Genomic DNA, 24846 nt, shown 5'->3' on the forward strand with positions numbered 1-24846 from the left:
GGCATCGATAGAGGCGGCCTGCCAGGCGAGAGGCCGCGTGGATAGCGGCGCAGATGCCCTTGGCCGCAATCGGCTGGTCGACCTGCGTGACCAGGCGCTGCTGCTGACCGCATTTGCCTCAGGCGGCCGTCGCCGCTCGGAAGTGGCGGGGCTTCGCATCGAGGACCTCATCGACAAGGAACCGGTGCACGCCGATCCGGTCGACAAGTCCTCTCCTGCCCTGCCCTGTCCTGTCTCAGTATTCATCTCGGTCGCATGAAGACCAGCGAAGCGATGGCGACGCCCATGTGATTCTGTTCGGCCGGCCCGTGACCTCCTTGAGGCGATGGCTGACGGAAACCGTGTCACGGAGGGGCCGGTATTCCGGCGCATCGATCAGTGGGGCAATGTCGACCGGCGGGCGCTCACGCCGCAATCGGTCAACCTGATCCTGAAGCGGCGCTGTAGGCAGGCCGGCCTCGATCCGATGCTGTTTTCGGCGCATGAATTGATGTCCGGCTACCTGACTAAGGCCACAAACCGCGGTGTTTCCCTGCCAGAACCGATGCAGCAGTCGCTGCACAAATCGTTGAGCCAAGCGGCCAGCCATTACAACAACGCGGAACGAAAGAATGGACGAGCGGCTCGGCTGATCGTCTAAGCGTGACTATGCGCCGAAGAATGCCTCGGCTCGCCTCTCAAACGATTGCCATTCTTCCAGTTCCGGTTCCGCCTCCAATCTATCGTGCTGGTCAGCATCCGATGCTGCACTGCCCCAGGCTTCAGCACGCTGCATCAGCGACGCCATCTCTCCCCTCAAGCAATGCGAGCGTTGCAGGTCGGCGGCGTGCTCGGCGTTCTGGCGGGGATCGTAGAACACGCCGATCGCCTTGCCGGCTGTTTGTCGTGCCGCCTCCAATTGTATTCTCAAGCTCTCCAACTCGGCTTTGGCCGCAAAATACTGTCTCATCACCGCGATAAGTTCGCGGTCACTGGCGCTGACTTCCACGATCCCTGCTCCTTGGAATTCCTCGTTGCGGGAACTGATCGCTAACAATGGCAAAATCGGGATAGAGTTCCTACGCTGGAGGAAAGAGGATGGGGCTTCCGGATCGCCGCCTCGCCTGAAGCGATTGAGCAACTGGGCGGTGCCCCGGAGGGTGCGCCAGGGACCGACAAGGGTGACGAGAGGGCCGCGCCTAACAGTGAAGCAGACCAGCGGTCCTCGGGGAAGCCATGCATGAACGCTCTCTCCCTTGCGACGGCGCCGGTCCTCCCGCAGTCGAAGGGGCCATGGGCGCGATAACGCTGCCCGCCGGTCTCGACCGGTTGAAGAGCGGTCGGAGTCCCACAATAGAGATTGCTCCGATGCCTTGAGGAGGGAAAACCCTGACAGCTGTCAGGATTTTTGATCTCCGGGCGCTGATGATTGCTGGCCTGCATGCCTAATCGCACTGCGCGCTCAGGTTAGCACCGCAGAAATGACTTTGCCGCCGCGGCGACGGCCATTCGGCCGCGTTTGAGCTTCATCAGTTTGTTCACGAAGCGAGGCGACACCCGAAACGCCTAGCCGCTTCCCATGACCATCCTCGACAACCTCAATGACTCAAGCGCGGCATTTTCCGATGTGATCTGCCTGCCATCTGTGCGCCCCTGCCAAGGCGGGGAATAGCAGGCGATCCAATCCGGGAATGCAGCATCCGGAGGTCGTGGTGGCGTTCGGTTGTTGGAAGCGACTAATCCAAGAATCTTGCTGAAAATGTAATGGAAAGATCAACCGACTGATTACCGCGCTGCCACAACGGAGGCGAGCCTGAGATCAAAAACCCTGACAGCTGTCAGGGTTTTCCCTCATCAAGAAGGACATTTGCATCAAAAGGGGAGAACGGAAACGTTCGCTCATGATCCACCCGTGACAGGATCCCTCCCGCAGTCAATGAGAAAGCAGTCAGCTTTGGTTTCGGCGAGCAAGAGACACCCAGGAGCTTTCGGCAGGCCTGCCGCACGTTCGTATACGCCGCAAACTTGCTGCTGACTGCACGACCGACAAGGCACTTCAGCCGGTGAGCGCGGGCGTCGACGCTCATCAAGAAGGTGCTCTCGCAGCAGGGAACTGAGGATGGTTGAGTGAATCGCGGCACTGTGGGCATCAGTATTCGCTTGAAGCTACAAGAAAAAACTGCTGACGTTTTCGAAGCACGCGTGGTGCTTAGCCTCCCCGTCAGATGCGCATTGGGCTTTACTGCCGCCCGACATCATCCACCACCTCAGTCGAAAAAGAGCCATTTACCATGGAGACCGCCGACGAAGAACTGATTAGGGACCGGCTATACGCTCTGGGAGAGAGCAGGGCGGCTAGACCGTGACAGTGCTGGTGCTGGTTTCAAGCAGCGAAGGACATTCAGCCAACAGGAATATATGGCGTCGAGGTATTGCAGACTGCGGCGGTTCTTGGCGATCCCGACAAACCTGCCATCAGGGCAGAGAAGGCGCCGAAATCCGCAGTGAGGAAGGCGCCAGATTGCGTGAAGCTGCTGAAGAGGAGCATCGTTTCCAAGAGCCGGCGCCAGCGGGTTAGCGTGGATCAGGAGGCCGGCCGCCGCAGCATGCCCGGCAACTGCAGGCCGTCGGCCTTGAACAGCTTCTCCGCACACAATTCAGCCTCGACCTCCGCGGGCATGCCGTGGGTCGGATCCTCGCTGCGCATGACCAATCCGTGAGATGATGGGCAACGAACTTCAAGAGCAGCGATCTCGTCGCAGGGCAGGGGAGGGGAGGGACGGTAGGACGTCGAGTTCCTCGGCCGGTGATGCATCGCTTGGCTGCTCCGATCTGCCGCGCGAGGGTTGTTGATCATGCGTGCAGCCCCCAGTGCCTCGTGCAATAGTTCCGAAAAACCCGTTCTGCTTGTTTGACGTCGACAGTGACCGTCGCTGCGGATTCAAAGAATTCCGAGTCTATCAGGACGCCGCTTTGCACGAGAGTGTGATCATCAGAAAAGACGGCGGGAGGCACCGTGCCCATCGCCTATGGATTATCTGCGCCTGTCGGGGTGTGATCGCCGCATCGAGGTTGAGCGGCGCCTGCCGCTGTCGAACAGGCCCAAATGGAGCCCGTCTCATCATCTCAATGCCGAACGCTGACGGACAAGAATGCTGCCGACTGGAGTCAAGTTCGGCCACTTCTTCACCATGCCGCCTCTATGTCTGTAGGTGAGAAGCCGTTACGCTTGAATAGCAGCGGTTCACCGTGCCTCTTTGCCAGCGCATTAGAAGAAGCAGTCGCCATAATTCAGACCTGCGGGAAGTCGCCCTTTGGCCGTCGCTGCGCCAGGCTCGCCGCCACGAGGAACTGCTCCGCGCGACGATTTCGACGCCCTTATCGAGGCACAGATCAAGCTCTGCGGTCGCTGCCTCGCCGAGGCAGGCCTCGATGACGATTGTGAGTTCCAGGAGTGTTGCGGCCCAGATGAAGCGTCGTGGAGCGTCGACGACCTTTTTGCTCGAAGGTTTCCGGTTCGGGCTCCTCGAAGGCGACGCGACGATGGCGGAGGCGTCGATGACCATCAGTTGGGATCCCGTTCTCGTCATACTCCAAGATCTCATCTGCAGAGCGGTTGTCCAGCACCGGCAGCTTCGCCCATCGTCGACGACTGGCAGCAAGTTCTTCGAGAAGAAACGCAATACCTTGCCTTTGGGAGATGCCGCAGCCGCTCGTCCAGCGCGCGCCGAGTGGCCTTCGTAATCGTTCGTCAGTCGTTTCGGCCAGTGCCTTTGCCAGGCGTTTCCGTCAGGGCCATTGGCTGGTTTCTTGGTTCCTATTTGTCTACTTTCTACCTAGACTCTAGGCGCAAGCGGAGAATCAAGGTCTCGAACGCGGCGAGAACAAGGGGCACTTGGCGAAAAGCGCATCGCCTTCGCCGCAAAGTCGCACAATCAATACTTGGTCCCTATCGTAGTGAGCACGCGAAGAAATCGGCGTCCGGGTGACGGAAAGATAAGGCAGGTTGGTTTCCGTTTCCACGATTCAAGATGTTAATTCACATGGTTAATAAATCGTCATTGCTGCCGCAGAACGATTGAGGAGGATGCTGGCCTCGATCCACCAGTCATCTTGCTCGAGGGGTGTTATTGCGGCACCAGATTCTGTAAGAGCGTGCGATCAGACTCCAACCAGGTAAACTTTCGTATGGCGCTGCACAAAGACGAGATTCTGAACTCCCTTGCTGCTACTGCTAATGTCGCGCAGTTTGTGGCCTTCCGCCCTTTGGGAGGGCGCCTGGTTCAGAGTTATTGCAGGATTACCGGTTTTGAAGAAAACCACCGATTTCAGGACTCCAAGCAAGCGGTGGAAGCCCTCCTAGGTCGCAGTTCCGACCGAATGGTCAACGTTCGGAGCTACGAGCCGAACAGCCCCCGCAGCAGAGAGTTTGTATATGGCTTACGAACGGTCGAAGAGACTTTGGCAGTCCTCGATCGCTTGGCGGCGGAGGATCTCCACCTAATTGTAAATGAGACCATAGACATTCATGACGGCGGCGTATCCGGGGTTGTACAGGGCCAACTGATTGAATTTGCTCCAGACGACACGCCACGCTGTGTGGAAAAACCAGGGGCTGCATCGTTGCCTCTCGCGATTGGACTGAACATCCTCAACACAGTTTATGGGCTTTCCGCAGAACTCTCGTTTGCGCAAGGCTCCCGCGTTGAATTCAGCATCCATCCTAAGCCGCGTGGTTACCATCAACGCCATACAATTGTATGGGAACTTGAACGCGATGCGCCGAGTTTCCTTCCCGCTGCACTAACCTGGCCGAACCGGTTTAGTCGCCATTTAGGGGACAAGGTCTTTGGCCTGCTCGTCGCCAACGCATTGGGAGTTCCCGTGCCCCGAACGACGGTGATTGGCAGGCGTACGGCCCCCTTCACTTTCGGAAGAGACACGGGATCGTCAGAAGTCTGGACGCGGACTGCGCCCACCGAGCCGCAGCCAGGGCTCTACACGACCGTCAAGGGATGGTTGGATCCGTTCGCACTACTGTCATCGGAGGATCCCGACGGGTCAAATATTCGTTCGGTGATTTGCCAGTCGGCTGTACGAGCCGAGTTTTCCGGCGCGGCGGTAACCGGCCCGAATGGCCAAATCATCATCGAGGGGCGCCGAGGGGAGGGGGACCGATTCATGCTTGGTCTCCAATTGCCGGAAACGCTGCCGTCCTTCGTCGTTGAGAATGTTTCAGCCATATATGCTGTTCTAGCAAGCCGCCTCGGTCCTGTGCGGTTTGAATGGGTGCACGATGGCGATGTCGTTTGGATCGTTCAACTGCATTGTGGCGGGACGGGTACGACCGCGGACGTCATCGTTCCTGGCGACGCCGACACGTGGGTAGAATTCGAAAGCTCTGCCGGATTGGACAAGTTGCGCAGTTTGTTGGCATCCCTGCCCCCAGGGGAGGGCATTCTGGTAGTCGGCCGTGTTGGACTTACAAGCCACGTTGCGGACTTGCTTCGGAAGGCAAATCGGCCATCCAAGCTGAAAGGCGTCTAACCGCTCCGGCATGTAGGAGAGGCGACTGGTTCTCAGGAGCATCTCGTTAACGTTGGCTCATTGTTTTTTACGTGGAAGACAAAAAACATGGGTGGCATTGGCGCGTGGGGTCGCATAGCAAACTCCTATTGCTGCTTGCGGTTTTGCCCCACCCATCTGAATATCCCGCTCAGATAGCAGTACGGAAATGATTCGCCCTAGGATGTGTCGATGAACGTTCAAGTCGCTGTCAAGATGAACTCAGGGCCGAGCATCATGCTTGCAAGCGGTACCTGGTTCGATCTCCTTGATCCGTGGCATAGCCACTTCACCATACAAGACATCGCTCAGGGCCTTTCAAACATATGTCGCTACGCCGGTCAGTGTAGGGATTTCTATTCGGTCGCAGAACATTCCTTGCATGTCTGTGATACGATAGGGGAGTTCAAACTCGAGGCATTGCTGCATGATGCTGCGGAAGCGTTCATTGGCGATATTACCAGGCCGCTCAAACAACTCCTTCCGGAGTATAAAGCCATCGAAGCTAACGTCGAAGCCGCGATTTACAGCCGTTTTAGCCTCAATCAGATGGCTACACCTCACGTTAAGCTGGCAGATCTGCGCGTGCTGGCGGCCGAGCAAGCGCAACTCATGCCTGTCGGAACTGACTACTGGGCCGCGCAGTCCGATGTTCGTCCTGCACCCGTCGCCGTAGAGTTTCTCTCCCCCTCCATCGCGCGCGAACGCTTTCTCGCCAAATTTCATGAGTTAACGTGTTGAGGGCGCTGCACGAGCCCATGTTCGTGCAGCTTTGCACCTCATCGTGATGATTTACTCGTGCGGCCCGTCATCGAGGTCCGCTCCTGGGCGGCGCCACAGTTCAATTAATTGTCCGTTCGCAAAGCGGTGAGCTGATATCAAATGGTCCATGATATCGTGGACACCATATGGCACCGTCAATTCCACTAGTGTGTCTTCGACCGCGCGCGTTTTCCGCCGCTCGCCGAAGGGGTAATCTGCGATCGGAAGGAATGTACCCCGGCCGCGAGGCTGAGGGTTCATAATGGTCGAACCGCTGTTGATCGGGCTGAGCAAGATGTTGTTCTGGTGCGAAGCCACAAGCGAGGCGGTATCCACTGTAAGGATGGTTTGCGGATAGTCGCGGTACGCCTTGGCCTTCAGCAACCTCCACAAACGCTTCTTGTGAAGCCAGAAGAATGTTTTCTCGTTGAGCGTGCGATACCATTGTTCTGGCCTCAGCCCGTCCTGTAGGCACTTTTCTAGAGCGCTGTCCGTCATGGGCTTGTTGTCGCGGATTACCGCATTTGGCAGACCGTTTTTTGAAATTGTCACGCTTTCAGGGCGGCGCTGGGCTTCGATTTCCAAGCGTCGCGCGCCGTTGATTTCGTAGAGATCAAGGAGCGCCGTGGCGCTCAATAGGCCACGCTCCTGTATAGAGGGAAATGCGCCATCCTCGGCCATATGGAAGAGCCGCGGGTACATCTGCAGTAGAAGGTCAATTTCCATCTTCAGTCTTTGCTTTCTCGCCGGTCGATCACGATGGCATTTGGCCCGAAATCTTTTGTAATCCAAGTGACCCTGGCACCAGTGACACGCTCGAGGTTCTGAACAAATGACTTGGTCTCGGCAGTCAGCCCGGCATACTCCGCCACGGTCTTGTTTGAAGCGTCAATGTAATCAGCGAACGTAAGCGCGATATCGGTTGCTCCATTCAGGACTGCGGACCGTCGTGCTTGCTCCCAATCGAACTCTCCGATGCGCCTCTTTTTGCCTGACACGGTGCCCACTTCTGTTCCGGTGATATCCTCTTCCGGAACGCCGCTTCGCTTAGCGATGGTCGCAAAGTTAATTTCGTTCATCATCGGGCCAGAATTTCCACCCACGCGAATAGGATACGTTCTAGTTACCATGATCACGCGGCGCACCCTTGATGGAGCGATGCCGGCGTCCGCCAAGCATCCTGACGCGGTCGTTTCCCTGGATGTGACATACGGGTAATGACCATGATGGATGCTCAGGTCTGTCCCCTGAGTCCCTTCGAGCAGAATGCGGTCGCCGCGCCGGTAGGCCTTCTCGAGCTCGACCTTCGTGCATCGGACAAACTGTTTGAATTCCGGTATATCTTGAGCGAGGCGAACCGGAGCATCGAAGTGAACCTTGTCGCCACGCCCGAGGATCTTCCTCGCAGTTGCAACACCGACCCCCTTCTTCGTTGAGCCGATTGCCTCAAGGCTTCCCATTTCGACCTTGACGTCCTCGTCTTCGATAACAATGGCCTGGGGGTCGATCGACAGTCGGTCTCCGGTAAGGCTCAGATCGGTGATCTCCTTCAGGACCTGTTTAACAGAAAGTGTGGCGCCTGCACCAATCAGGAGCTTCGCCTCGGGATTTGATTGCGTTCCTGAAGGAAGCTGAATGTAGTCGTATTTTGGGAAGGAAACTTTGTGCCCGGCGTTCGGTCCACCGACCCGCATGAGAACTTGATACTCTTTTGCGATATGGGCACAGATGTTGCCTTTCCCTTCGCTGCCGAATTGTGCACCAACGAGAACATCAACGAGTGGTGGGATACCCTCCGGGAAGAGCTTTAGTCCGCTTGCCGCAAGGGCCAGGAGGGAAGCGGCACTATTTTTGTGCGCATCCAGAACACGATCGGCTTTTGTCGCGAGTTCTTCAATGCTTCTTTCCGTCCCGTGAAGACGCGCTTCGTCGTAGCTTGCAAATTCCTGCAATTCCGCGGGGCGTTCCAGGTAGCGTTTTCGGAGAATGCCAATCGGAGCTGTGAGGTGAATATGAATAAGCTGATTTTCGAATCTCGTACGAAAATGCTGTATTTGCTGCACAGTTCTAACGGCGTCGATCAACCAAATGGATCTTTCTAGATTGCCACCCGCGAGCGATAGGAACTCGTCAAGTACCCAGCGGCCCGATGTCTCCTCGTCGAGGTCCAATCCCAACTGAATGAGAGCTTCGCGACCGGCGTCAGGGGTCCGCTGCAGCAAGAGCTGTCGCGTGGATACCTTGCGAGCGCCGAAACGCGCTTCGAATTCCTTAACTAGAGCTGATTTTCCAACCGAGATGGGGCCAGAGATCAAAATTACATTGCACATAAAAACTCCCCTGACAGTTGAACAAATGCCATTCCCTAAGCGACGATTAGTAAATCGTGATTCGTGCAGAAGTTGAAGAGCTTGCAGTCGTGGGAATGGTTCGCGGCGTTACCTATTCAGAAGGTCCTACAAAGGGCAGGAACTCGGTCGTTAGGTTAATATGCGCTCGCTTTCCGGGCTTGTCGGGTGCACAGTTCTCATGGAGTGGGTCGTCGGGTCGCATCCGCCGTAGGATGCTGCCAACTCGCATGGCCTAGCGTTGAATTAGCAGATTGGGGCTGCGTATGAACAGATCTGTGAGTATATCCATTCTTTCCATAGGGTTTTCGGCGTGACCTTGCCCCCAAGTTTTATCCAGTTTTGAGTTCGCTCCAGCGGTTTTGGGTTGCTGCAGTTGCGGCGGTAGCGGCGGGTTGCGGTGCGGAGCCATTTCGGCTGCGCAGCACCGCATCACGTCGCGGGCTGATGGTCTGAGCGAACTCGGCAGGTGTCAGCCAGCCGAGGCCAGAGTGTGGTCGGTTATCGTTGTAATCGCTTCGCCAGTTTAAAAGCGCTGATCGGGCATGGGTCAGTGACGAGAAGAGAGTCTCATTCAAGAACTCGTCTCGCAGACGCCCATTGAAGCTTTCGATGAAGGCGTTTTGGATCGGTTTGCCTGGCGCGATGTAGTGCCACTCCACCTTGGCTCGGTCCACCCATTGCAGGATCGCGTTGCTCGTGAATTCGCTGCCGTTGTCGCTGACGATCATCTTCGGTTTGCCGCGCTCCTCGATGATCCGATCCAGCTCACGGGCAACCCTCAGACCGGAAAGCGATGTATCGGCGACAAGTGCCAGGCATTCCCTGGTGCAATCGTCGACGACCGTCAGAACCCGGAACCTGCGTCCATCGGTGAGCTGATCCGATACGAAGTCCAGCGACCAACGATCATTGGCTGCCATCGGGATCAGCATCGGCGCTCGCGTGCCTATCGCTCGCTTGCGGCCGCCGCGCTTGCGCACTGTCAGCTTCTCTTCCCGATAGAGCCGGAAGAGCCGCTTGTGGTTCACACGGTGACCCTCACGCCTGAGCAGCACATGAAGGCGTCGATATCCAAAGCGGCGGCGTTCATGCGCCAGCGCCTTCATCCGCTCGCGAAGGTCATGGTCATCGCTGCGCCTGGTTTCATAACGGATCGTCATCCGGCAAAAGCCGATGGCTTTACACGCCCGCCGTTCGCTCATCTGGTGGCGATCCATCAGATGCGCGACAGCGTTCCGCCTTGCTGCGGGCGTCACCACTTCTTTCCCAAAAGGTCTTTCAAAGCGGCATTGTCGAGCATCGCATCCGCCAGGAGCCGCTTCAGCTTTGTGTTCTCGTCCTCCAGCGCCTTCAGCCGCTTGGCCTCGGATACGTCCATGCCGCCGAACTTGGCCTTCCACTTGTAGATGCTGGCGTCGCTGACACCATGCTTGCGGCAAAGCTCCGACACCGGCGTGCCCGCCTCGTGCTCCTTCAGAATGCCGATAATCTGTTCGTCCGTGAAACGGTTGCGCTTCATTCCCTGGTCCTCTCAATGGGCCAGAGCTTACTTCAAAATGGATTATTTCAACGGGGCAAGGTCAGGCGGAATAAATTAACATCTGTACTGACGTTTATAGAGAGAAAAGATAAATATATCGTCTGCGTCCTATAATCTTTATGTTAGATCGCAAATATTATCGAGGGAGCATACAACAATGGTCCTGTTTTGTTAATGATTTCAGATGAACTGAAAAGCTGAGGCCCAGCCCAGCTTTGCATGGGCGGCGCTCAAATTAGTCACTGGTGAGGACGCATCATCACAAAATACTGCATCAGATATTAGCTGCATACCTGCAAGTTTTAGATACTCGTTTATAGAGCTTTGCCGATGCTTGAACGTCGCGGCCATGACGCTCCCATCCGCCGTTGGCAGCTTTGTAAGTTCATAGGGATGGGATGCATCGACATTTGAGATGAGGAGTAGACCTTTTGGCTTGAGCATTTGCATCATCATTCTCAAGGATATCCTATAGTCTTCGAGATGAGAAAGGACGCGCGTACACAGCACAACGTCAAACCGTGTGTTCGATCGGAACTCGGCGCTATCGGCGTGAATGAATTCAGATAAAGGGGCGCGAGCGCGGGCAATGGAGAGCATTCCTTGGCTTACATCGATGCCAACCGAAGACCTAAAGTAAGGCTGTAGCTCTTTTAAATAAAATCCTGTCCCGCAACCCACGTCAAGAAGACTATCGCGTTCTGCATCGGTGTGTCTACCTATGGTGTTCAGTACAAATGGTGCCTCAGTTGAGCGCCAGAAGGCTTGCCATTTCCACTCATCATAGCGTACGGATGCCGCATCGTAGGCATCTGCGGGAGTTAGGACATCCTTTCTGGAGTCGAGATGGGTTGGGGACGTGTGAATCATGGTTTCTTCTCTAAGGCTCCCAGGCGCGCGTCTATTTTAGACAGTCGCTCCAGAATCGCGTTCACATCGTTCGAGTTGGCAGTTCCGCTGACTGTGATACGCTGCTTTATCGCTTCATCCGCTTCAGAGCGAGCCACTTCTTTCACGTCGGGAAAGAGCTCGCCTTTGACATAGTCCGTTATTAAGGAAACACCCGCCAAGAAGGCAAACGCACCAAGTGCCCAACCGAACGAGCTTCGGATCGCAGCCGGAAGGTCCCTTTTGAACTCATGGACAGCCTCCTCCTTGGCTGCGGTGAGTTCATGTCGAACGGAAGTCTTGATTTCATCGCCGATGCTGTTGATCTGACGGATCGCGGTTTGCCTTTCAGTTGCAATTTCCGTCGAAAGCTCGGCAACTTTCAAGAATGTCTTCGGTTGGTCAACTGCCAGCTGACGCAGCGCGGCATCGTACTGTTGACGAGTAATTTGACTTGCATACGGTGACAGTACGCGTCCCCGAAGCTCGGTAAACACCATCTTGGCGATAGGGGTTTCACTCGTAATCACGACTGTAGACTTAGCAAAATTTACAAACAGGCACGCTAAATCACCTTCGTAGCCCGGCTCCACCATGCTCATGTTCACGAGCATCAGACCCTTCCTCGAAAGCGTGTTTGTTTGCCACCAAAAACCAACCAGATTGTTCGGGATACTAACTCGCTCTCGAGTCCTTATCCAGATCATTTGGCCCGGACTTACAATGACCTCTCCATTTTGGCCGTCTTGAAATTCGATGGGGACGGATGTCTCTCCTGGGATGAAGGCAGAGCCGCACACAAATGAATAGGAGCATTCTTGCGCTCGTTTAGGATCTCCATTCTTCACCAATTCGCCGCGGTCGATGCAAAACCTAATTTCTTCGTCAGACAGTACTGCCACAGAAAATCTCCAGAATCAGATTTCCAGCTTACACTAGGAGTGTGATGGATTTTGTGAAGGCCCTTTAAGCCTGCGTTCGCGGGAAAGCGCGGTGATGAAGAGAGGTGAGGCAGATCAGCAGCGAGCTGGTGACCGAGCATGTGCCTAACCCCTACACATGGAGCATCGGCCCACTAAACCGCTGCGCGGACGATGTTCAATGTGGCAGCCCGCGAGGAACATCAATATTCGAAAGGGTTCGAACGAAACGTTCGACCGAGGAATGGCAGATCCGTTGCTGGTCTGCCGGCGGTCCGGCTTAGATGGCTCCAACTCTTAACCCTTTTCCGGTCCCAATGGTACCCAAACACAACATATTTGATGTGTCATTGACCACAACAAAAAAGTTGTCTAAAAGAGAATCATGAACGGAATTGTGCTGAATGAGAAAGAACTGCGGGATGCGCGAGCGCGGGTAGCAAAACTATCAGACGCGTTGTCGGCAGAAAGCGGCATCGTGCAGCTCGCTTCAAATCTCCCACCCGAAGTCGTGACGCAGGTCACAAAAATGATGAAGGCGGAGCGTCTTCGGCTACTTTCGGCGATAGAGGCATTCGAATACGCAAGAGAGGCTGGTGATGCATCTTCCCTTCTCAAGCAATCTGGGACGGATCCTGGCGTAACACTCATCGTGGCGAGGATCGCGAAGGGCTATTCCCAAAAAGATCTTGCTTGGCGTCTGGGAGTGAAAGAACAGCAGATCCAGCGATATGAGGCTGATCGCTACAGCTCTATTAGTCTGAAAAACTATGCTCGTGTAGCAGCGCTGCTCGGTGTCCAATTGAGCGCAACTATCACAGAGAATCCGAACTTCCGTGGTTTGGATGCTGTCATCGCAGACGTAACTCGGGAGGACATCCGAAAAATCCTGAAGCATGGTCGCTCGCGCGGCTGGTTCGCAACGGACATGAGCGAAGCGCAACTTCGCCAATACGTCGCAGAAAATCGCATCGAGTTCGGTAGCCCTTCGTTATTGCGGACCGGCCTAAACGTGACCGACCATAGCGAGGATGTACTCCTTCACGCGTGGCGAGCACGCGTGGCTACCCGGGCTCGTGAGGAACTTTCGCAGCAGGCGATGACCTTCGATCCGGCGGATATACTTTGGCTGGCTGGACTCGTTCGGCTGAGTGCCCATCCCGATGGACCAAGGCGGGCCCGGGAAACGCTCAAAGAAAAAGGGATTCTGCTCATCGCGGAGCCTCAGATACCCGGTCTTGCAATTGATGGGGCGGCATTCCTCGAAGGCAACATTCCAGTTATCGCCTTGACCATTAGGAAGGACACTATTGACAATTTCTGGTTCACGCTGCTGCATGAAATCGGTCATGCAGTCCTGCACTATCGGACAGGACTGGCTACTGGTTTCTTCGATCAGCTTGAGACAGTATCTACTGATGAACAGGAGGCGGAAGCTGATTCCTTCGCTTCCAACATTCTCATACCCGAAGAAAAATGGCGGAGATCGACTGCTAGAATAGCCAACTCTCCTGTTGTCGTGGAGAGTTTCGCTAAGGAGCTTGGCATCCACCCAGCGATTGTCTTCGGTCGCATACGGAAAGAACGGAATAACTACTCAATATTTTCGAACAAAATAGGCGCCAACACTGTGCGCGAACAGCTGATCGGCCCGAGCTAAGGAGATCTCATGCTTCCGTATCATCCAGCTCTTCGGTTTAAGCAGGGGGAATATCTCGCCACCGGGAAAGTTGCGCGGGATATCCAAAAACATATTCAGCCGCGCTTCATTCTCGCCCCTCCTAAAGAAAAGGACCCTGAGAAAGGCAAGCCCCTGACGGAGGAGGAGATCGCTGTTCTCACTGGAGAGCGCATTGCGAAACATTGGCCGCTTTATCCGGCCTATCTCGATGCCCAGTATGTTGCCCCGTTTTTGGGGGACGGGGGACTTAAGCAGTTATTCCGAATTGCGCAGCGTCGAAACGAGCAGTTGGCCGTCGTCGCCACCGTCAAGGATCTTTTCAATCCAATTTACCGCGATTTCCTTCGGTCCTCTGCCCCGCGAATTGGTATTTACCTTCCATACGAAGATGTAGACGTCGACTCGCTCTTGAAAGGCGTGAAGGCGATTGGTTGCGAAACGACTGAGTGCGCTCTGTTCGTTGATTTCACGAAGGCGCCTTTGAGTGTCGAAGGCGTGTCTGGATCAGTTGCAGGAGTCTTTGACATGCTTGGCACGGCGGCGCAGTGGGCACGCATAATTTTCCAAGGCTCGAACTTTCCCACCAAAAACCCGGCCGAAAACGACAGCCAGTGCTCCATACCTCGGAGTGAATGGCAGGTCTTTCTTGCCGCTTTGAACGAATGCTCGGTGCCTCCGAATGTTATTGGCTACGGTGATTTCGGCGCAGACCACGGCGAGATCAAGTTCCGACGTAAAGGAGGAGGGTCTGCGCCTATTCGGCATATTCGCTACACTGGAAAGAAGGCGACATTCGTCTTTAGGGGCAGGGAGTCCGGAAAGCAGGGCGAGGTCATGAGGGCAGTGTGTGAAAGAGTTCTGAGCAGCGGTGAGTTTGCCGGCCAGGGCTATTCTTACGCCGACGACATTATTTGGCGGGTCGCTAAGGGCATGTCGGCCGCTGGAACTCCATCGATGTGGCGAGAATGGAATATGGCTCATCATATGACGCGTGTGGTGCGAGATCTTGGATCAATGGCCGGAGTGACCTTCGCGGACGGTCCGGTCAGCCATGTAGCGGAACAGCACTCTCTATTCACCGAATAGAGCGGCAGCGAGCGTCGCAGTTCGACCTCGGAGGAGCAGTTGACGTCTCATGCACCGGACGGCGCAAATGGGTGGAGTTCGGATCGTGCCGAACTCGTTTATGGGGAGCGTCCGTCCGGAGAAATCGTTCACATTTCGTCGGTCGAGCGTGGTCTCAAGTGTGATTGTGTCTGTCCGGGTTGCCGTCGACCCTTAGTGGCCAAGACGAAGGCCGAGAAACAAGTGGCTCATTTTGCGCACTCGGGGCCGGCGTGTGGCGGGGGACCGGAAACAGCCCTTCACAAACTAGCGAAGCAGATAATCGCTACAGAACTTAGTCTGCTGCTGCCGGAGCGAGTAGTCGTTTTCGGAGAAAAGCGGAGACTGCTTTCGGAAACAATGGAGATGAGGTTTGATCGCGCTCAAGTCGAGTACTACGATCTTCGCGACGTGGTCCCTGACCTTTACCTCGTCCGTCAGGGACGTCCACTTTTCGTTGAGGTAGCGGTTACCCATACATGCGACGAGCTCAAGATCGAGCGCTTACGCAATAGGGGTATTTCGTCAGTCGAAATTGACCTCTCACGAACGCCTCGAGATGCATGCTTAGAGGATGTGCGGGATGCTGTGCTGAGAACGGCACCTAGGTCCTGGATATTCAACAAGGGGATTGATGAAGGCCTCGAGTCGATGCGTGTGGAGGCCGCTCGGGAAGAGGAAGAGCAGCAACGGGAGCTTGAAGAGCGGGCGAAGAAGCTCGCGGAGATCTATAGGGCGGCAAAAAGTGCGGTATCCGGCGGCTTCAAGCGTGATAGAAATTGGCAGCTTCTCGAGCGCGTTGGAGGCACGGATCTTGTAGGTGTCGAATTCGACGGGAACGCCGTTTTCGCGGTTTCGTCAATCCAATGGCAGATCACGATACTGATCGATGTCCTACTTCATAGGAAGTTAGGACGAAACCTGCAGACGCCGGTTTCCGTTTGCCAGTACCTGCAGCGCCTCAATCTCATTCGCCGGGATTTCCTCTATCTGCGGGAGACGGTTGAGCAGAAAATAACTCAACACCAAGAGGATTTTCGGGCACCTTGGCGCGTGGTTTGCGCCTACCTTGATTTCCTCACGGAGAAGGGCATCGCCGCCCACCTGATGAAGGGCTATACCATTGCACCTGCGGTTGGCTCTCTTTGGATAGAAGCATCGATGGAGATCGAGGCGGCGCGGCTTCGCGTCGATACTGCCGCGGAGCAAGTCAAGCGGATTTTGAACGAAGCAGACCCTACTCGGCGGTCAGCCGTGACGGTTGGCGGATGGTTCTCGTCGGTGGATCCACAGTCTAATCTCACATTTCGGGAGGCTCTCGAATCGAGTGAACATCATGTCCGTATCGAGCGCGAATTGCGGGCGATCGAAGCAATGCTGGATGGCCGATCAGCTATTCCCAGTGATGCATTAGCGCTGCCCATCGACGACCTTATTGCGGCCGCTGAGGAGCAACAGGCGATGCTAGAACTGGCGCGTGACAGCGTGCTGAAGCGCGCAACCAGCGCATCGCAGATCTGAAAAGTATGGCAGGGCCTCTTTTCGCCGCAGAGGAATTGGAAGTCTGGCTGACAACACCGCGCATCGAATTGTCCGGACTATCTCCAGCCGCAGCAGCGGAGACTGGTGGGTTCAGTTCCGCAAGAGCGAAAGACATCTTGGTGTCTATCAAGCAACAAAAGGAATGGGCGGACGCGGAGATGGCAAGAATTGCAGAATACCGGAAGCTCTTGAAAACGGAAGCATACGCGCTTCTGGGTGAGGGTGAGGCGACCGAATTCCTCCGGGGCCGTGACGAAGAGCTCGGCGGAGTCCCCCCCGGGATCTATTGCAAGGATGCGAGTTCCCTTGAGCAATGTCGGGGGAGGTTACGCCAATGGGGCGCTTTCTTGCGAGAAATTAAAGGCGGTAGTTGATGGCCAATTTTCTGTGATACTGGAAAAAAGAACGACGAGATGAGCGCAGTACCTCTTGATGAAAGCGCAAGTTAATCACGGCTACGGTTTGTTGAGAAACACGACTCCCGCCTTTTCGAGCCGTTCCAGAAAGTCCTGAACGTTTTTGAAGCCGCGACTGTCTTGTGCGAAAGTAAACTTGATGCGCTCTCTTGCCCTCGAAAGAGCGACGAGGAAAACATTTGCGTCATCGCCGCTCTTCCAGAACGCGTCGTCGTTCAACTCTATGAATGTGACGGTATGGAACTCCAATCCCTTAGACTTGTGGATTGTCATGAGTTTGACGACGCCGCGGCCCTCGATCAGGTCGATGCAGTCCTTCCATTCGGTGTGCTGGCTGGCACTTTCGTCGAAGAGCAGCCGAAAAGCATCGAGGACCTCGGCAATGCGAGTTGAACCCCGATACTCATTATATGCGCGTGAGAACTGGTCCCGTCTCGACTGCGGCATCACCAAGTCTACGATCTCGTGACCGCTGATGTCGGCGGCGCGTTTGCCGACCAAAGCATTGCCGAGGTCGCTGACAAGCCTCTGGACCGCCTGCAGACTGCTGGAGCTTCCTCGCTCGGTGGAGATGTCGTGTCCGTCGAGATCGGCAAGCGTGTCTCGGCAGACCTGAAACGGATCGCCTTGTCGCACGCTGACCGCCATCTTGAGGGCGGCCATGATGAACCGAAACACTTGCTCCTTCATCAAATCCTGTATTTCGAGTTCGCCCACTTTTCGCGACTCGTTGCGCAGGCGCAGCCCGGCCTTAACAAAGTGGGGCTTGAGACGCTGCTCAATATTATCGACGCGAACCCGCGCAAGCAGCACAAAATCATCAGGCCTCCTCGCCGGATCTACTCCCAGCTCTTCCCGTATGAAGCTTGCAATGTATCGCCCCTCAGCCTCTCGATCTTCGAATACCCATCCTTCGATCGCGTCGGGAGGAACCGGATCGTCCTTCCTTGCCGCCTGCGTCATCACCGGATTGGTTTCGAACATTGAAGCGATGCTATTGATCAGGTCTACAATTGCTTGATTGGAGCGGAAATTGAACAACAGCTTCGATGGCACTGCGGCGAAGTCGTCGTTGAAGCGGTTGAAGATGTCCGGAAGCGCACCCGCCCAGGCCATGATAGCCTGGTTCGTGTCTCCCACGGCAGTGACGACTGCGTCACTGCCGTGGAACGCGGCCTTGATCAGTCTGTACTGCAGGTCGTTGACGTCCTGAAATTCGTCCAGGAACACGTGGGAGTAGGTCTGTCTGAGGGCGGAAACGATCGAATTCTGAGTTTCAAGGATTCGAAGGGCCAGCAGCATCACCATTTCGAACGTGATCGTGGATCGCCGTATGGAATATGCCCACCAGGCGCTGCGAATGCCGTCGGCAGCATTGCCAAACAGATCTCCGGAAGGAACCGAATGGACGAGTTTATAGAGGTCTCGGTCGTTATAATTCATGACCGAAGGAAACTGGAGGGAGACCGAGTTTCTGAAGTCATCCCATATGCCTCGATTTGGAGAAAAGATTCGGTAACCGGGGGGCGGTCTTACCTCTTTAGGCAACGCTTCGAGGAACTGGTCGAGCAGCCTCTTGGCGAAGCTGTGCAGAGTGAGGGATTCGAATCTAGTCGACAGGTTTGGGTCGCATCTCGCCGCCACTCGGTCCTGAAGATTCCGCGCCGCGTCGACTTTGAACGCAACTGCAAGGATTCGTCTAGGGTGTGGGCAGGCGCCTGTTGTGAGCAGGAAGTTGGCTCGCTGCGCAAGCAGCTCAGTTTTTCCGGCGCCCGGCCCTGCCAGAATGGAGCGGGAATTCGTAGAGCGTGCAATATCCAGCGCGTCGCCTTCCAGGGAGACGCCCTTGGATGGCTTCCAATGTTCAGGGTTCACGTAGGTCACCGCACCACCTCAGTCTGTGCATTGCCCGCCGACACGAGAGACCTCGCCTTTTCGATGAGCGCTTGCAAGGGTTCTGGGCAGCCAGTCTCCAACCGTTCCTTGGAGAGCTTCGAAAATGCCAGGAGATGTGAACCAGGCTTTGACGATGACTTGAAGAGCTCTCGATAGATGTGCACCTGCTGCTCTGCGATCTTATTTCCCGTTGCCTCTATCTCGGGCAGTCCCTTGCCGGACGCGCCGAACACGGCCTCCATCAGCTTCCTTCTTGTCTCGTCGTTGTAGTTTTCCGGCGCGTAGGGCTTCTCTGCAATGTAGGCTTCGGGAAATGCCTGGATCATCATCATATCGAGATCCACCGGGGCCGAGTAATATATTCCCCACCTCCGCAGCCACTTCACCCAGCCATCGTAGTTTTGGGGGGTGAGCCCTTCGTTCGTAGGTATGCCATTAACGTTAGCAGGAATTTGCACGCCCGGCTGGTCTGTGCTGGCTGCATAGGTGGGGACGAACTCCGGACCTAGTGCAGTCAGCCAGGCAACGGCATTCTTCAGTCGTCCGGTGCCTCCACCGTACCGGCCCAAGTCGAAGTCAAGAAGCGTGAGGTGGGGTATTTCCAGCCCGTTCAAGAGTTTCCAGAGATGGTGGGCGTGACGACCACCGATGGAAACATATGCAATGAAAGACGGATCCAGGCTGGCCCCACGTGCTTCGGCGAGTTTGGGAATGACGATCCGCTCGGTGTCGCCTTCGCCGATGATAACGAGACGCGCAAAATAAATCTCCGGATTGGCGAGGATCACTTGCTGGATGAATTTGTCCTCTTCCGTCCTCTCCGGCGGCAACGGCAGCGACAATACCGTGCTCGTTAGGGTCTGAGGCGAATTTCGGAAATACCGGACGTTCTTCGGAGGCACACGGCTGAGGATGCTGGTGGCATGGCTGGTCACAATGGCCTGCGCCGATCCCGTCTTGTTCAGGCTGTCCAGGAGAGCCACCAGACGAGGCAGATAGAACGGCGAGAGATGGTTCTCCGGCTCCTCAAGCGCGAAGATAGTCAGGGCGGGCATCGTGAAATCGGATGGACGGAAGCCGACCAGATTGGGGCGCGCCTTCTGCATGTCCCACATGAGAGTTTGGTATGTCGCAGCCAGGGCGAAGTACAGCAGCGATGTTTGCCCCTCGCTGAGCTCGTCGAGGTATCGTTGGCCGCCACCGGGCGACTTGGTGAACCTAAGAGTCAGATCCTTGATGAGTTTCTGAAACTCGGTGGCAACCACCCCAAGCTGAGGAGTGCCGTCATAATGGCCGTCATGGAGAGACTTCCAGAAACCGTCGAGAGTTGCGCTGACGTATTTCATCGCATCCGTGGAATTTAGATTCTGCTCGAGATCGGCAGCGAACCCTTTCGATTTCGAACGGGTGTCGTCACTCCAGTCCGCAGCACTTTCGAGGCGGCTGAGAAGGTTTCTCAGCGCTGTCTGGCTTACGCCCCGAGCGTCACGGTGCGCGGGGATGTAGATCACTTCAGCGTACTGCGTCGGGCGTCCGCGGAGAGGGGTTTTCCGTTCGTCGTCCGGCCCGAATGGAACGGTATCAAGCGTCTTCACGGAGTAGATTTTTGTTTCGAGATCGTCCGTAAGAGCGTCGGAGCTCGAGTACTTGCATTCAAGACGAATTCTAACCCGGAGCTTGCTGTCAGCTGCCGAAAAGAATAGATCGCTGAAGACCATGGGATACGCCGTTGGATCCTCAAATCCGAATACAGCATCGATCACAATTTCTCTCTCGAGCGCTTTCAGCATTTGAAGATCTTCAGTGGGTCCGAAATGGACGTCCGTCTTCCGGATTTGACGTTCGGCCGAGATTGGCGAAAACAGCCTTTTCAGAGCCTCGAGAGCTGCGGTCTTTCCGGAACCGTTGTTGCCGACGAAGGCGTTTATGCCGGACTTGAAGGTGATGGCTACGGGCTTCTGGCCGAAGCAGCGGAAATTTTGAAGGGTCAATGTTTCTAAATGCACAGCAATGCTCGGTCACGGAATCGATGATCACGATTTTGGCATAGGCAAACGCAAAAGCAACTTGAGCTTGTGCAGGGATAGGGTCACCCACGGCCATATCCTCAATATTTAAAGCCGCGGTATTGGCCGCTTCGTGGCCGCGATGCGGTCGTTGGTGTCGTTTTCGGCTAGCACCGGATATCCCGGCCGATGTTAATGAGCCGCCGCGACGGGGACTAAGGGGGCCGTTTTCCACGAGCCCTGTGCACGGCTTGTTGCGAGGATGTTCACGTTCTGGGCTAAAAAATCGCATAATGTATCGTCCGGAACTGACCCTCACGCATGGCGACAGTGAGCGGCTCCGCAGGACACCTGAACCACAGCGATCGCGATGCCATTGTTGCTTTCAGACGCTAACTGCCAACTATGAGGTATCGGAGTTGCGCATTGCTCTTTCCGGTCATCCGGTTCTTTTGTCACCTTGCCCATGAGCTCTGAGAAGCGCCATTAAAACAGGCCCAAGTGAAAATACACCGCGCTTCGTCTTAGACGTCAGATCTCGCAGATAGCCGCCTGCCGAGTTGATGTGTCCCGCCCGCTCGAGAATGCAAGCAATCGTCACGGCCGCATTTTCCGAGCCCATGGCCTCGCATGCTTCCTGATAAGCCGATGGGCTGACCCCTAGCATGGATCGCACAGTGACGGCAGCAGTCATCAGGTCTCGCCAGTTGCTTATGACGCCGTTCGGACCGTATGACGAAATCTCCGGACATGCCCTTAACACGGTTCCCAACGGAAACACCTTCAACGCCTCATTCGTACGGTCCTGTTTCCGGCTCGCCTTCGCACCCAGCTCGTTTCTAGAGCGAGGTTCAGATTCATGAATGGATTCGGTATGTGAATTCTGTTTGTGATGCTCATTGTGAGCATCATTGGTGCTATAATTTTCTGCATTTTGCTGAGACTTCAACGTGTTAAGGATTTCCTCCCGCAGCGTCGTCATTTCATGGAGAAGCCCCAACAGCTCGGAAGGGCTTGGAGTGCGCGGTATGCGGCGGACTAGCTCGACGTACTTGGAGTTAATCTTCTCCCAATCCCCGTCTGCGCCCTCTTCGATCGCCGCAGTGATGAGCTTACGGACGTCCCGGCGGCATATTGTCAAATTTTCCTTGGCTCTCCTGAAGGCCGCCCGAGCCGCCGCGACCCGCTGCGCCATTTGAGCAAGCTCTTCGGCACGGGTGAGCAGGGGGGAGAGATCGAAGCCAAACGCACTTTCGATCTCGCCTGACCTATGCCTTCGGGCGTATCGCTTTCCATTCGCACTGTCCTTACGCACGATAAGACCTGCCTCTACCAGAAGGGCTAGGTGTCTACGAAGCGTGGCGCCAGTAATGCCATGAGCGCGGAGTGTCAGCTGCGCATTGGATGGGAAGACTATGAGCTGCGCGTCTTGACGGAGTTCATTGTCAGGATAAAAACTCAACAGGGCGTCAAGGACCGCGAGGCTTCGGTCCTGAAGTCCCAGCAATTCTCTCGCCTCGGAAGCGTCTCGAAAGACCTTCCATTTGTCAGCCGACTTGCCGGGCTGAATGACGGTCGCGGCAACTTGTTGCCGAACCTGGGCAAGCGTCATCGGCCGCCGCCCGAAAGGCGTCGTCACACTTCCACTCTGCATTTTTTCCTTCACCTTCTAAGAGGCAAAAGAAAGCTGCTCACCAAAATCGGTGCCAAAGACTCTTGACGGGGATTCGGGGAAATGCGATTCTCTAGTTGTCACACACAGAGAGAGGCTTCCACGACGGCAACGTTTGGGGGGCCTTTTTCTTTTGCAGCGCTTCCTTTCCTGAACAAGATACAAACCCTGACAGCTGTCAGGGCTTTTCGTGGTTTCGCTGAAGGGCAAACTGCGCAGCAAGGTTTGGCAGTTCCGCCTCAACAAACTTCAAGAACTCGATGCCGAGCGAGCCCTCGGCCGAGATTCGAACCTCTTTCGGGGACATCACCAACGCGGCAAGCTTTGTACCGCTACCATCCGAAATCGGAGTCGGACCTAAGCCCTTTTTGGTGGCTGGCTTGATCGCACTCAGGACGCGCTGGAACCGTTTGTCGGAAGTTTCAACGGGGTCCACCTTGGCCAACGTAGTGCGAATAGAATCGAGAGTGTCCGGATCGCCGGCAACAGCCTTGGCAAGGTCGAGCCATCGCGGCCGGCCAATCTTTGGTGCCCGTCCAATAGCCTCGATGATATCCGCCGGCACGACGCGATAGACATTTCGCATACGAGCCAGTTCAGTGTCCTCGATCGAAAGCGCTGCGTAGATATGGCGCGGCTTGATTCCCGCATCATCCATGCGCGACGCAAACAGCGCCCGCTCGATCCAGGTCAGGTCCTGGCGGCTTGCATTCTCGATCCCCTGCGCGAGAACAAGATCGAGGTCAGAAATTTCCACCTCGATGGCTCGAAGGGCCTTGCCGAGCTGCTTGGTAGCAAGCCAGCGCCGGTGACCGTACACGATCTGATAGCGACCGGGCGACGAGGGGTGTTTCCGGACCTGGACAGGAACCTTTTGGCCCTCGGTCTCAATGGAACGTTTGAATGCCTCGAAGCTTGCCTCGTCATCATCCGGCAGTCTGTCCGGGTACGGGGAGGGGTCGATGAGGGAAGGATCCAGCTCGCGGATCGCCCCCCCGCCCGACTCGACGAGAGCCTTCAACCGATCTCGCTCTGATCGAATGTCGTCGATCGCACGGTGGGCTGCGCCTATGACACCAGCCCCAACACGATTGCCCACGGATGGAACAGGGGGCGCTGGCTGCTGATCGCTGGCCAGCTTGTTCTCCAGCTCTGCTGACAGCAGTCCGAAGCTGGCGACAATCGACTTACGAGGAGATTTGCTCATGTCCGCCCCCAGCTATCGTTGATAAGGCGAACAATGGCCTCGTTTACGGCGTCTACGGCCTCGCGGGCGCGCTTTTGGGTGTCCCGTCCGATTTGCCCCATTTCGAGCTCGTACACGGAGCGCTTCGCGAGGCCAGCGGCTTCAACGGCAGTGCTCTCGATGGCAGTCGGCAACAGGACATCTGTACCGAACATATGGCGGAGCATCGCGACAACTTGCGATTGCGGCGCGTCATTGGGGTCATGTCGTGTTACCAGGTATCGAATGAAGTCCTGGTCCAACTGAGCGCCGCTCTCATTAAGAACACTAATTAGATCGCCCATCATCAGCAGGAACTGGCTCATCGATGCAACGTCTAGCATTGCCGGATGCACCGTGATGATCATGCTGGTCGCAGCGTATATCGCGCTTAATGTCAGAAAGCCGAGCGACGGCGGTGTGTCCAGGATTACGACGTCGTAGTCTGCTTCAACTTCTGAAAGGGCGAGCTTCAATCGCTCGAAGAAGATCGCGCCGGAACTCGACTTGTTCGCCAAAACGCGAGGAGTTTCGTGTTCATACTCCATCACTTCCAGATTACCTGGAATGAGGTCGATGCCTTCGAAGTATGTCTTGCGGATGATATCGCGGATTGGACGACGGTCGTTTTCGTCGTAGCGCAAAGCGGCGTAGATCGTTTCATTCGAGCCGACGTCAATCTCTGGCTGGGCGCCGAACATAGCCGACAAGGATGCTTGGGGGTCCAGATCGAGTGCGAGTACGCGATAGCCGTGGAGGGCTAGGTAGTGCGAGAGGTGCACGCAGGTCGTTGTCTTTGCGCTGCCCCCCTTGAAGTTGGCGATTGCAAGAACCTGAAGGTGCTCGCCGGGCCGACGGCGAGGAAGGAATCGCAGGGCCTCCGACGGCTTCTGCTTCGCGAACAATTCGCGCAGTTCGTTGATCTGGGCAAGCGTGTAGACGCGATGATTATTCTCCAATCTGCTGGGAACTGGTCCGCGTCCTTCGGTCGACATGAGCTTTAAGGTCGAATCGGGTATTGACGTCAGCTTCGACACTTCATTGGTCAAGAACGAACGTAAGGTCTTTTCCGATCTTGGCGGATACATGCGAGTTCTGAGCTGCTGCAATTGCCCGGACAGAAGCCCTGCGTGGCGCATGATCTTGCTGCCAGCATCTTCCCTCGAGCACACAACTGATTCCACTCGTTCTGCTATCGCCATCTTTTCCTCTTAGCGGCCTTCCGCCGGTTTACCGACCATTGCCCGCCAAAGATAGAACACGATTCTCCTAACCCGTCCAGAAGTTTAGGGTTAACAG

The 24846-nt window shown here is 55.7% G+C and carries 17 protein-coding genes and 2 pseudogenes; 7 read left to right on the forward strand and 12 right to left on the reverse strand.

Features of this window, described 5'->3' with window-relative positions:
- Positions 1-55 precede the first annotated feature (55 nt).
- A pseudogene (locus SINAR_RS01000000134370) lies at positions 56-640 on the forward strand (site-specific integrase); the annotation flags it as partial.
- A 6-nt stretch (positions 641-646) separates the two neighbouring features.
- Here SINAR_RS01000000134370 and SINAR_RS0131145 read toward each other — a convergent pair.
- On the reverse strand, positions 647-988 hold the full coding sequence (locus tag SINAR_RS0131145) for a hypothetical protein (protein ID WP_028002664.1): 342 nt from the start codon (positions 986-988) through the stop codon (positions 647-649).
- 1578 nt (positions 989-2566) lie between these two features.
- Positions 2567-2763: pseudogene (locus SINAR_RS1000000138025) on the reverse strand (integrase); the annotation flags it as partial.
- Positions 2764-3447: 684 nt separating this feature from the next.
- Between SINAR_RS1000000138025 and SINAR_RS1000000138370 the strand changes: the two are divergent.
- From SINAR_RS1000000138370 to SINAR_RS0131165, 3 genes are all read left to right on the forward strand, one after another.
- Positions 3448-3723 carry a hypothetical protein gene (locus SINAR_RS1000000138370; protein ID WP_028002666.1) on the forward strand — a complete coding sequence of 92 codons (276 nt, stop codon included), beginning with the start codon at positions 3448-3450 and terminating at the stop codon, positions 3721-3723.
- Between the two features lie 444 nt (positions 3724-4167).
- Positions 4168-5526, forward strand: coding sequence for a hypothetical protein (locus tag SINAR_RS0131160; RefSeq protein WP_028002667.1), 1359 nt, complete (start codon positions 4168-4170; stop codon positions 5524-5526).
- Positions 5527-5736: 210 nt separating this feature from the next.
- Positions 5737-6285 carry a hypothetical protein gene (locus SINAR_RS0131165; RefSeq protein ID WP_028002668.1) on the forward strand — a complete coding sequence of 183 codons (549 nt, stop codon included), beginning with the start codon at positions 5737-5739 and terminating at the stop codon, positions 6283-6285.
- A 51-nt stretch (positions 6286-6336) separates the two neighbouring features.
- Here SINAR_RS0131165 and SINAR_RS0131170 read toward each other — a convergent pair whose 3' ends face one another.
- From SINAR_RS0131170 to SINAR_RS0131195, 5 genes are all read right to left on the reverse strand, one after another.
- On the reverse strand, positions 6337-7032 hold the full coding sequence (locus SINAR_RS0131170; protein WP_028002669.1) for a DUF7002 family protein: 696 nt from the start codon (positions 7030-7032) through the stop codon (positions 6337-6339).
- Positions 7033-7034: 2 nt separating this feature from the next.
- Positions 7035-8636, reverse strand: coding sequence for an adenylosuccinate synthetase (locus SINAR_RS0131175; protein WP_028002670.1), 1602 nt, complete (start codon positions 8634-8636; stop codon positions 7035-7037).
- 350 nt (positions 8637-8986) lie between these two features.
- Positions 8987-10176, reverse strand: a protein-coding gene (locus SINAR_RS0131180; RefSeq protein ID WP_150852063.1) for an IS3 family transposase whose coding sequence is annotated in 2 segments (ribosomal slippage) — positions 8987-9927 and positions 9927-10176 — 1191 coding nt in all. Because the reading frame shifts where the segments join, the coding sequence is not laid out codon by codon here.
- A gap of 201 nt (positions 10177-10377) precedes the next feature.
- Entirely contained in the window at positions 10378-11067 is a 690-nt protein-coding gene (locus tag SINAR_RS1000000136185; protein ID WP_084617839.1) for a class I SAM-dependent DNA methyltransferase, read from the reverse strand.
- On the reverse strand, positions 11064-11987 hold the full coding sequence (locus SINAR_RS0131195; RefSeq protein WP_150852064.1) for a dCTP deaminase: 924 nt from the start codon (positions 11985-11987) through the stop codon (positions 11064-11066). Before SINAR_RS0131195 ends, SINAR_RS1000000136185 begins: the two co-directional genes overlap by 4 nt.
- Before the next feature lie 403 nt (positions 11988-12390).
- On the opposite strand from SINAR_RS0131195, the gene SINAR_RS0131200 reads away from it, so the two are divergent.
- The 3 genes from SINAR_RS0131200 (at position 12391) to SINAR_RS1000000134845 (ending at position 16311) form a co-directional block, all read left to right on the forward strand.
- Complete coding sequence (locus SINAR_RS0131200; RefSeq protein WP_150852065.1) at positions 12391-13665, forward strand: XRE family transcriptional regulator; 1275 nt, start codon at positions 12391-12393, stop codon at positions 13663-13665.
- A 9-nt stretch (positions 13666-13674) separates the two neighbouring features.
- The gene (locus SINAR_RS1000000136190) at positions 13675-14772 is read left to right on the forward strand and encodes a beta family protein (RefSeq protein WP_084617841.1); all 1098 of its coding nucleotides are present in this window, start codon (positions 13675-13677) and stop codon (positions 14770-14772) included.
- Between the two features lie 606 nt (positions 14773-15378).
- The gene (locus tag SINAR_RS1000000134845; RefSeq protein WP_150852066.1) at positions 15379-16311 is read left to right on the forward strand and encodes a hypothetical protein; all 933 of its coding nucleotides are present in this window, start codon (positions 15379-15381) and stop codon (positions 16309-16311) included.
- Positions 16312-16787: 476 nt separating this feature from the next.
- On the opposite strand, the gene SINAR_RS0131220 is transcribed toward SINAR_RS1000000134845, so the two are convergent.
- The 5 genes from SINAR_RS0131220 to repA form a co-directional block, all read right to left on the reverse strand.
- Positions 16788-18632 (reverse strand): UvrD-helicase domain-containing protein, encoded by a 1845-nt coding sequence (locus tag SINAR_RS0131220; protein ID WP_084617842.1) that lies wholly within the window; start codon positions 18630-18632, stop codon positions 16788-16790.
- A complete protein-coding gene (locus tag SINAR_RS0131225; protein ID WP_158500212.1) occupies positions 18629-20650 on the reverse strand; it encodes an ATP-dependent nuclease in 2022 nt (673 codons plus the stop codon). Before SINAR_RS0131225 ends, SINAR_RS0131220 begins: the two co-directional genes overlap by 4 nt.
- A gap of 439 nt (positions 20651-21089) precedes the next feature.
- Entirely contained in the window at positions 21090-22304 is a 1215-nt protein-coding gene (gene repC, locus SINAR_RS0131240; protein ID WP_028002681.1) for a plasmid replication protein RepC, read from the reverse strand.
- Positions 22305-22500: 196 nt separating this feature from the next.
- Positions 22501-23529, reverse strand: coding sequence for a plasmid partitioning protein RepB (gene repB / locus SINAR_RS0131245; protein ID WP_028002682.1), 1029 nt, complete (start codon positions 23527-23529; stop codon positions 22501-22503).
- Positions 23526-24749: a plasmid partitioning protein RepA gene (repA, locus tag SINAR_RS0131250; RefSeq protein WP_028002683.1), complete on the reverse strand. Its 1224-nt coding sequence runs from the start codon at positions 24747-24749 to the stop codon at positions 23526-23528. Before repA ends, repB begins: the two co-directional genes overlap by 4 nt.
- Between the last annotated feature and the right edge of the window lie 97 nt (positions 24750-24846).

It is taken from the genome of Sinorhizobium arboris LMG 14919, from assembly GCF_000427465.1.
GTDB lineage: Bacteria > Pseudomonadota > Alphaproteobacteria > Rhizobiales > Rhizobiaceae > Sinorhizobium > Sinorhizobium arboris.

What these genes read in the sequence shown, in the direction of transcription:
- SINAR_RS1000000138370 (WP_028002666.1), top strand. Translation starts at nt 3,448, where the DNA reads ATGAAGCGTCGTGGAGCGTCGACGACCTTTTTGCTCGAAGGTTTCCGG.
- SINAR_RS0131160 (WP_028002667.1), top strand. Translation starts at nt 4,168, where the DNA reads ATGGCGCTGCACAAAGACGAGATTCTGAACTCCCTTGCTGCTACTGCT.
- SINAR_RS0131165 (WP_028002668.1), top strand. Translation starts at nt 5,737, where the DNA reads ATGAACGTTCAAGTCGCTGTCAAGATGAACTCAGGGCCGAGCATCATG.
- SINAR_RS0131170 (WP_028002669.1), bottom strand. Translation starts at nt 7,032, where the DNA reads ATGGAAATTGACCTTCTACTGCAGATGTACCCGCGGCTCTTCCATATG.
- SINAR_RS0131175 (WP_028002670.1), bottom strand. Translation starts at nt 8,636, where the DNA reads ATGTGCAATGTAATTTTGATCTCTGGCCCCATCTCGGTTGGAAAATCA.
- SINAR_RS1000000136185 (WP_084617839.1), bottom strand. Translation starts at nt 11,067, where the DNA reads ATGATTCACACGTCCCCAACCCATCTCGACTCCAGAAAGGATGTCCTA.
- SINAR_RS0131200 (WP_150852065.1), top strand. Translation starts at nt 12,391, where the DNA reads ATGAACGGAATTGTGCTGAATGAGAAAGAACTGCGGGATGCGCGAGCG.
- SINAR_RS1000000136190 (WP_084617841.1), top strand. Translation starts at nt 13,675, where the DNA reads ATGCTTCCGTATCATCCAGCTCTTCGGTTTAAGCAGGGGGAATATCTC.
- repC (WP_028002681.1), bottom strand. Translation starts at nt 22,304, where the DNA reads ATGCAGAGTGGAAGTGTGACGACGCCTTTCGGGCGGCGGCCGATGACG.
- repB (WP_028002682.1), bottom strand. Translation starts at nt 23,529, where the DNA reads ATGAGCAAATCTCCTCGTAAGTCGATTGTCGCCAGCTTCGGACTGCTG.
- repA (WP_028002683.1), bottom strand. Translation starts at nt 24,749, where the DNA reads ATGGCGATAGCAGAACGAGTGGAATCAGTTGTGTGCTCGAGGGAAGAT.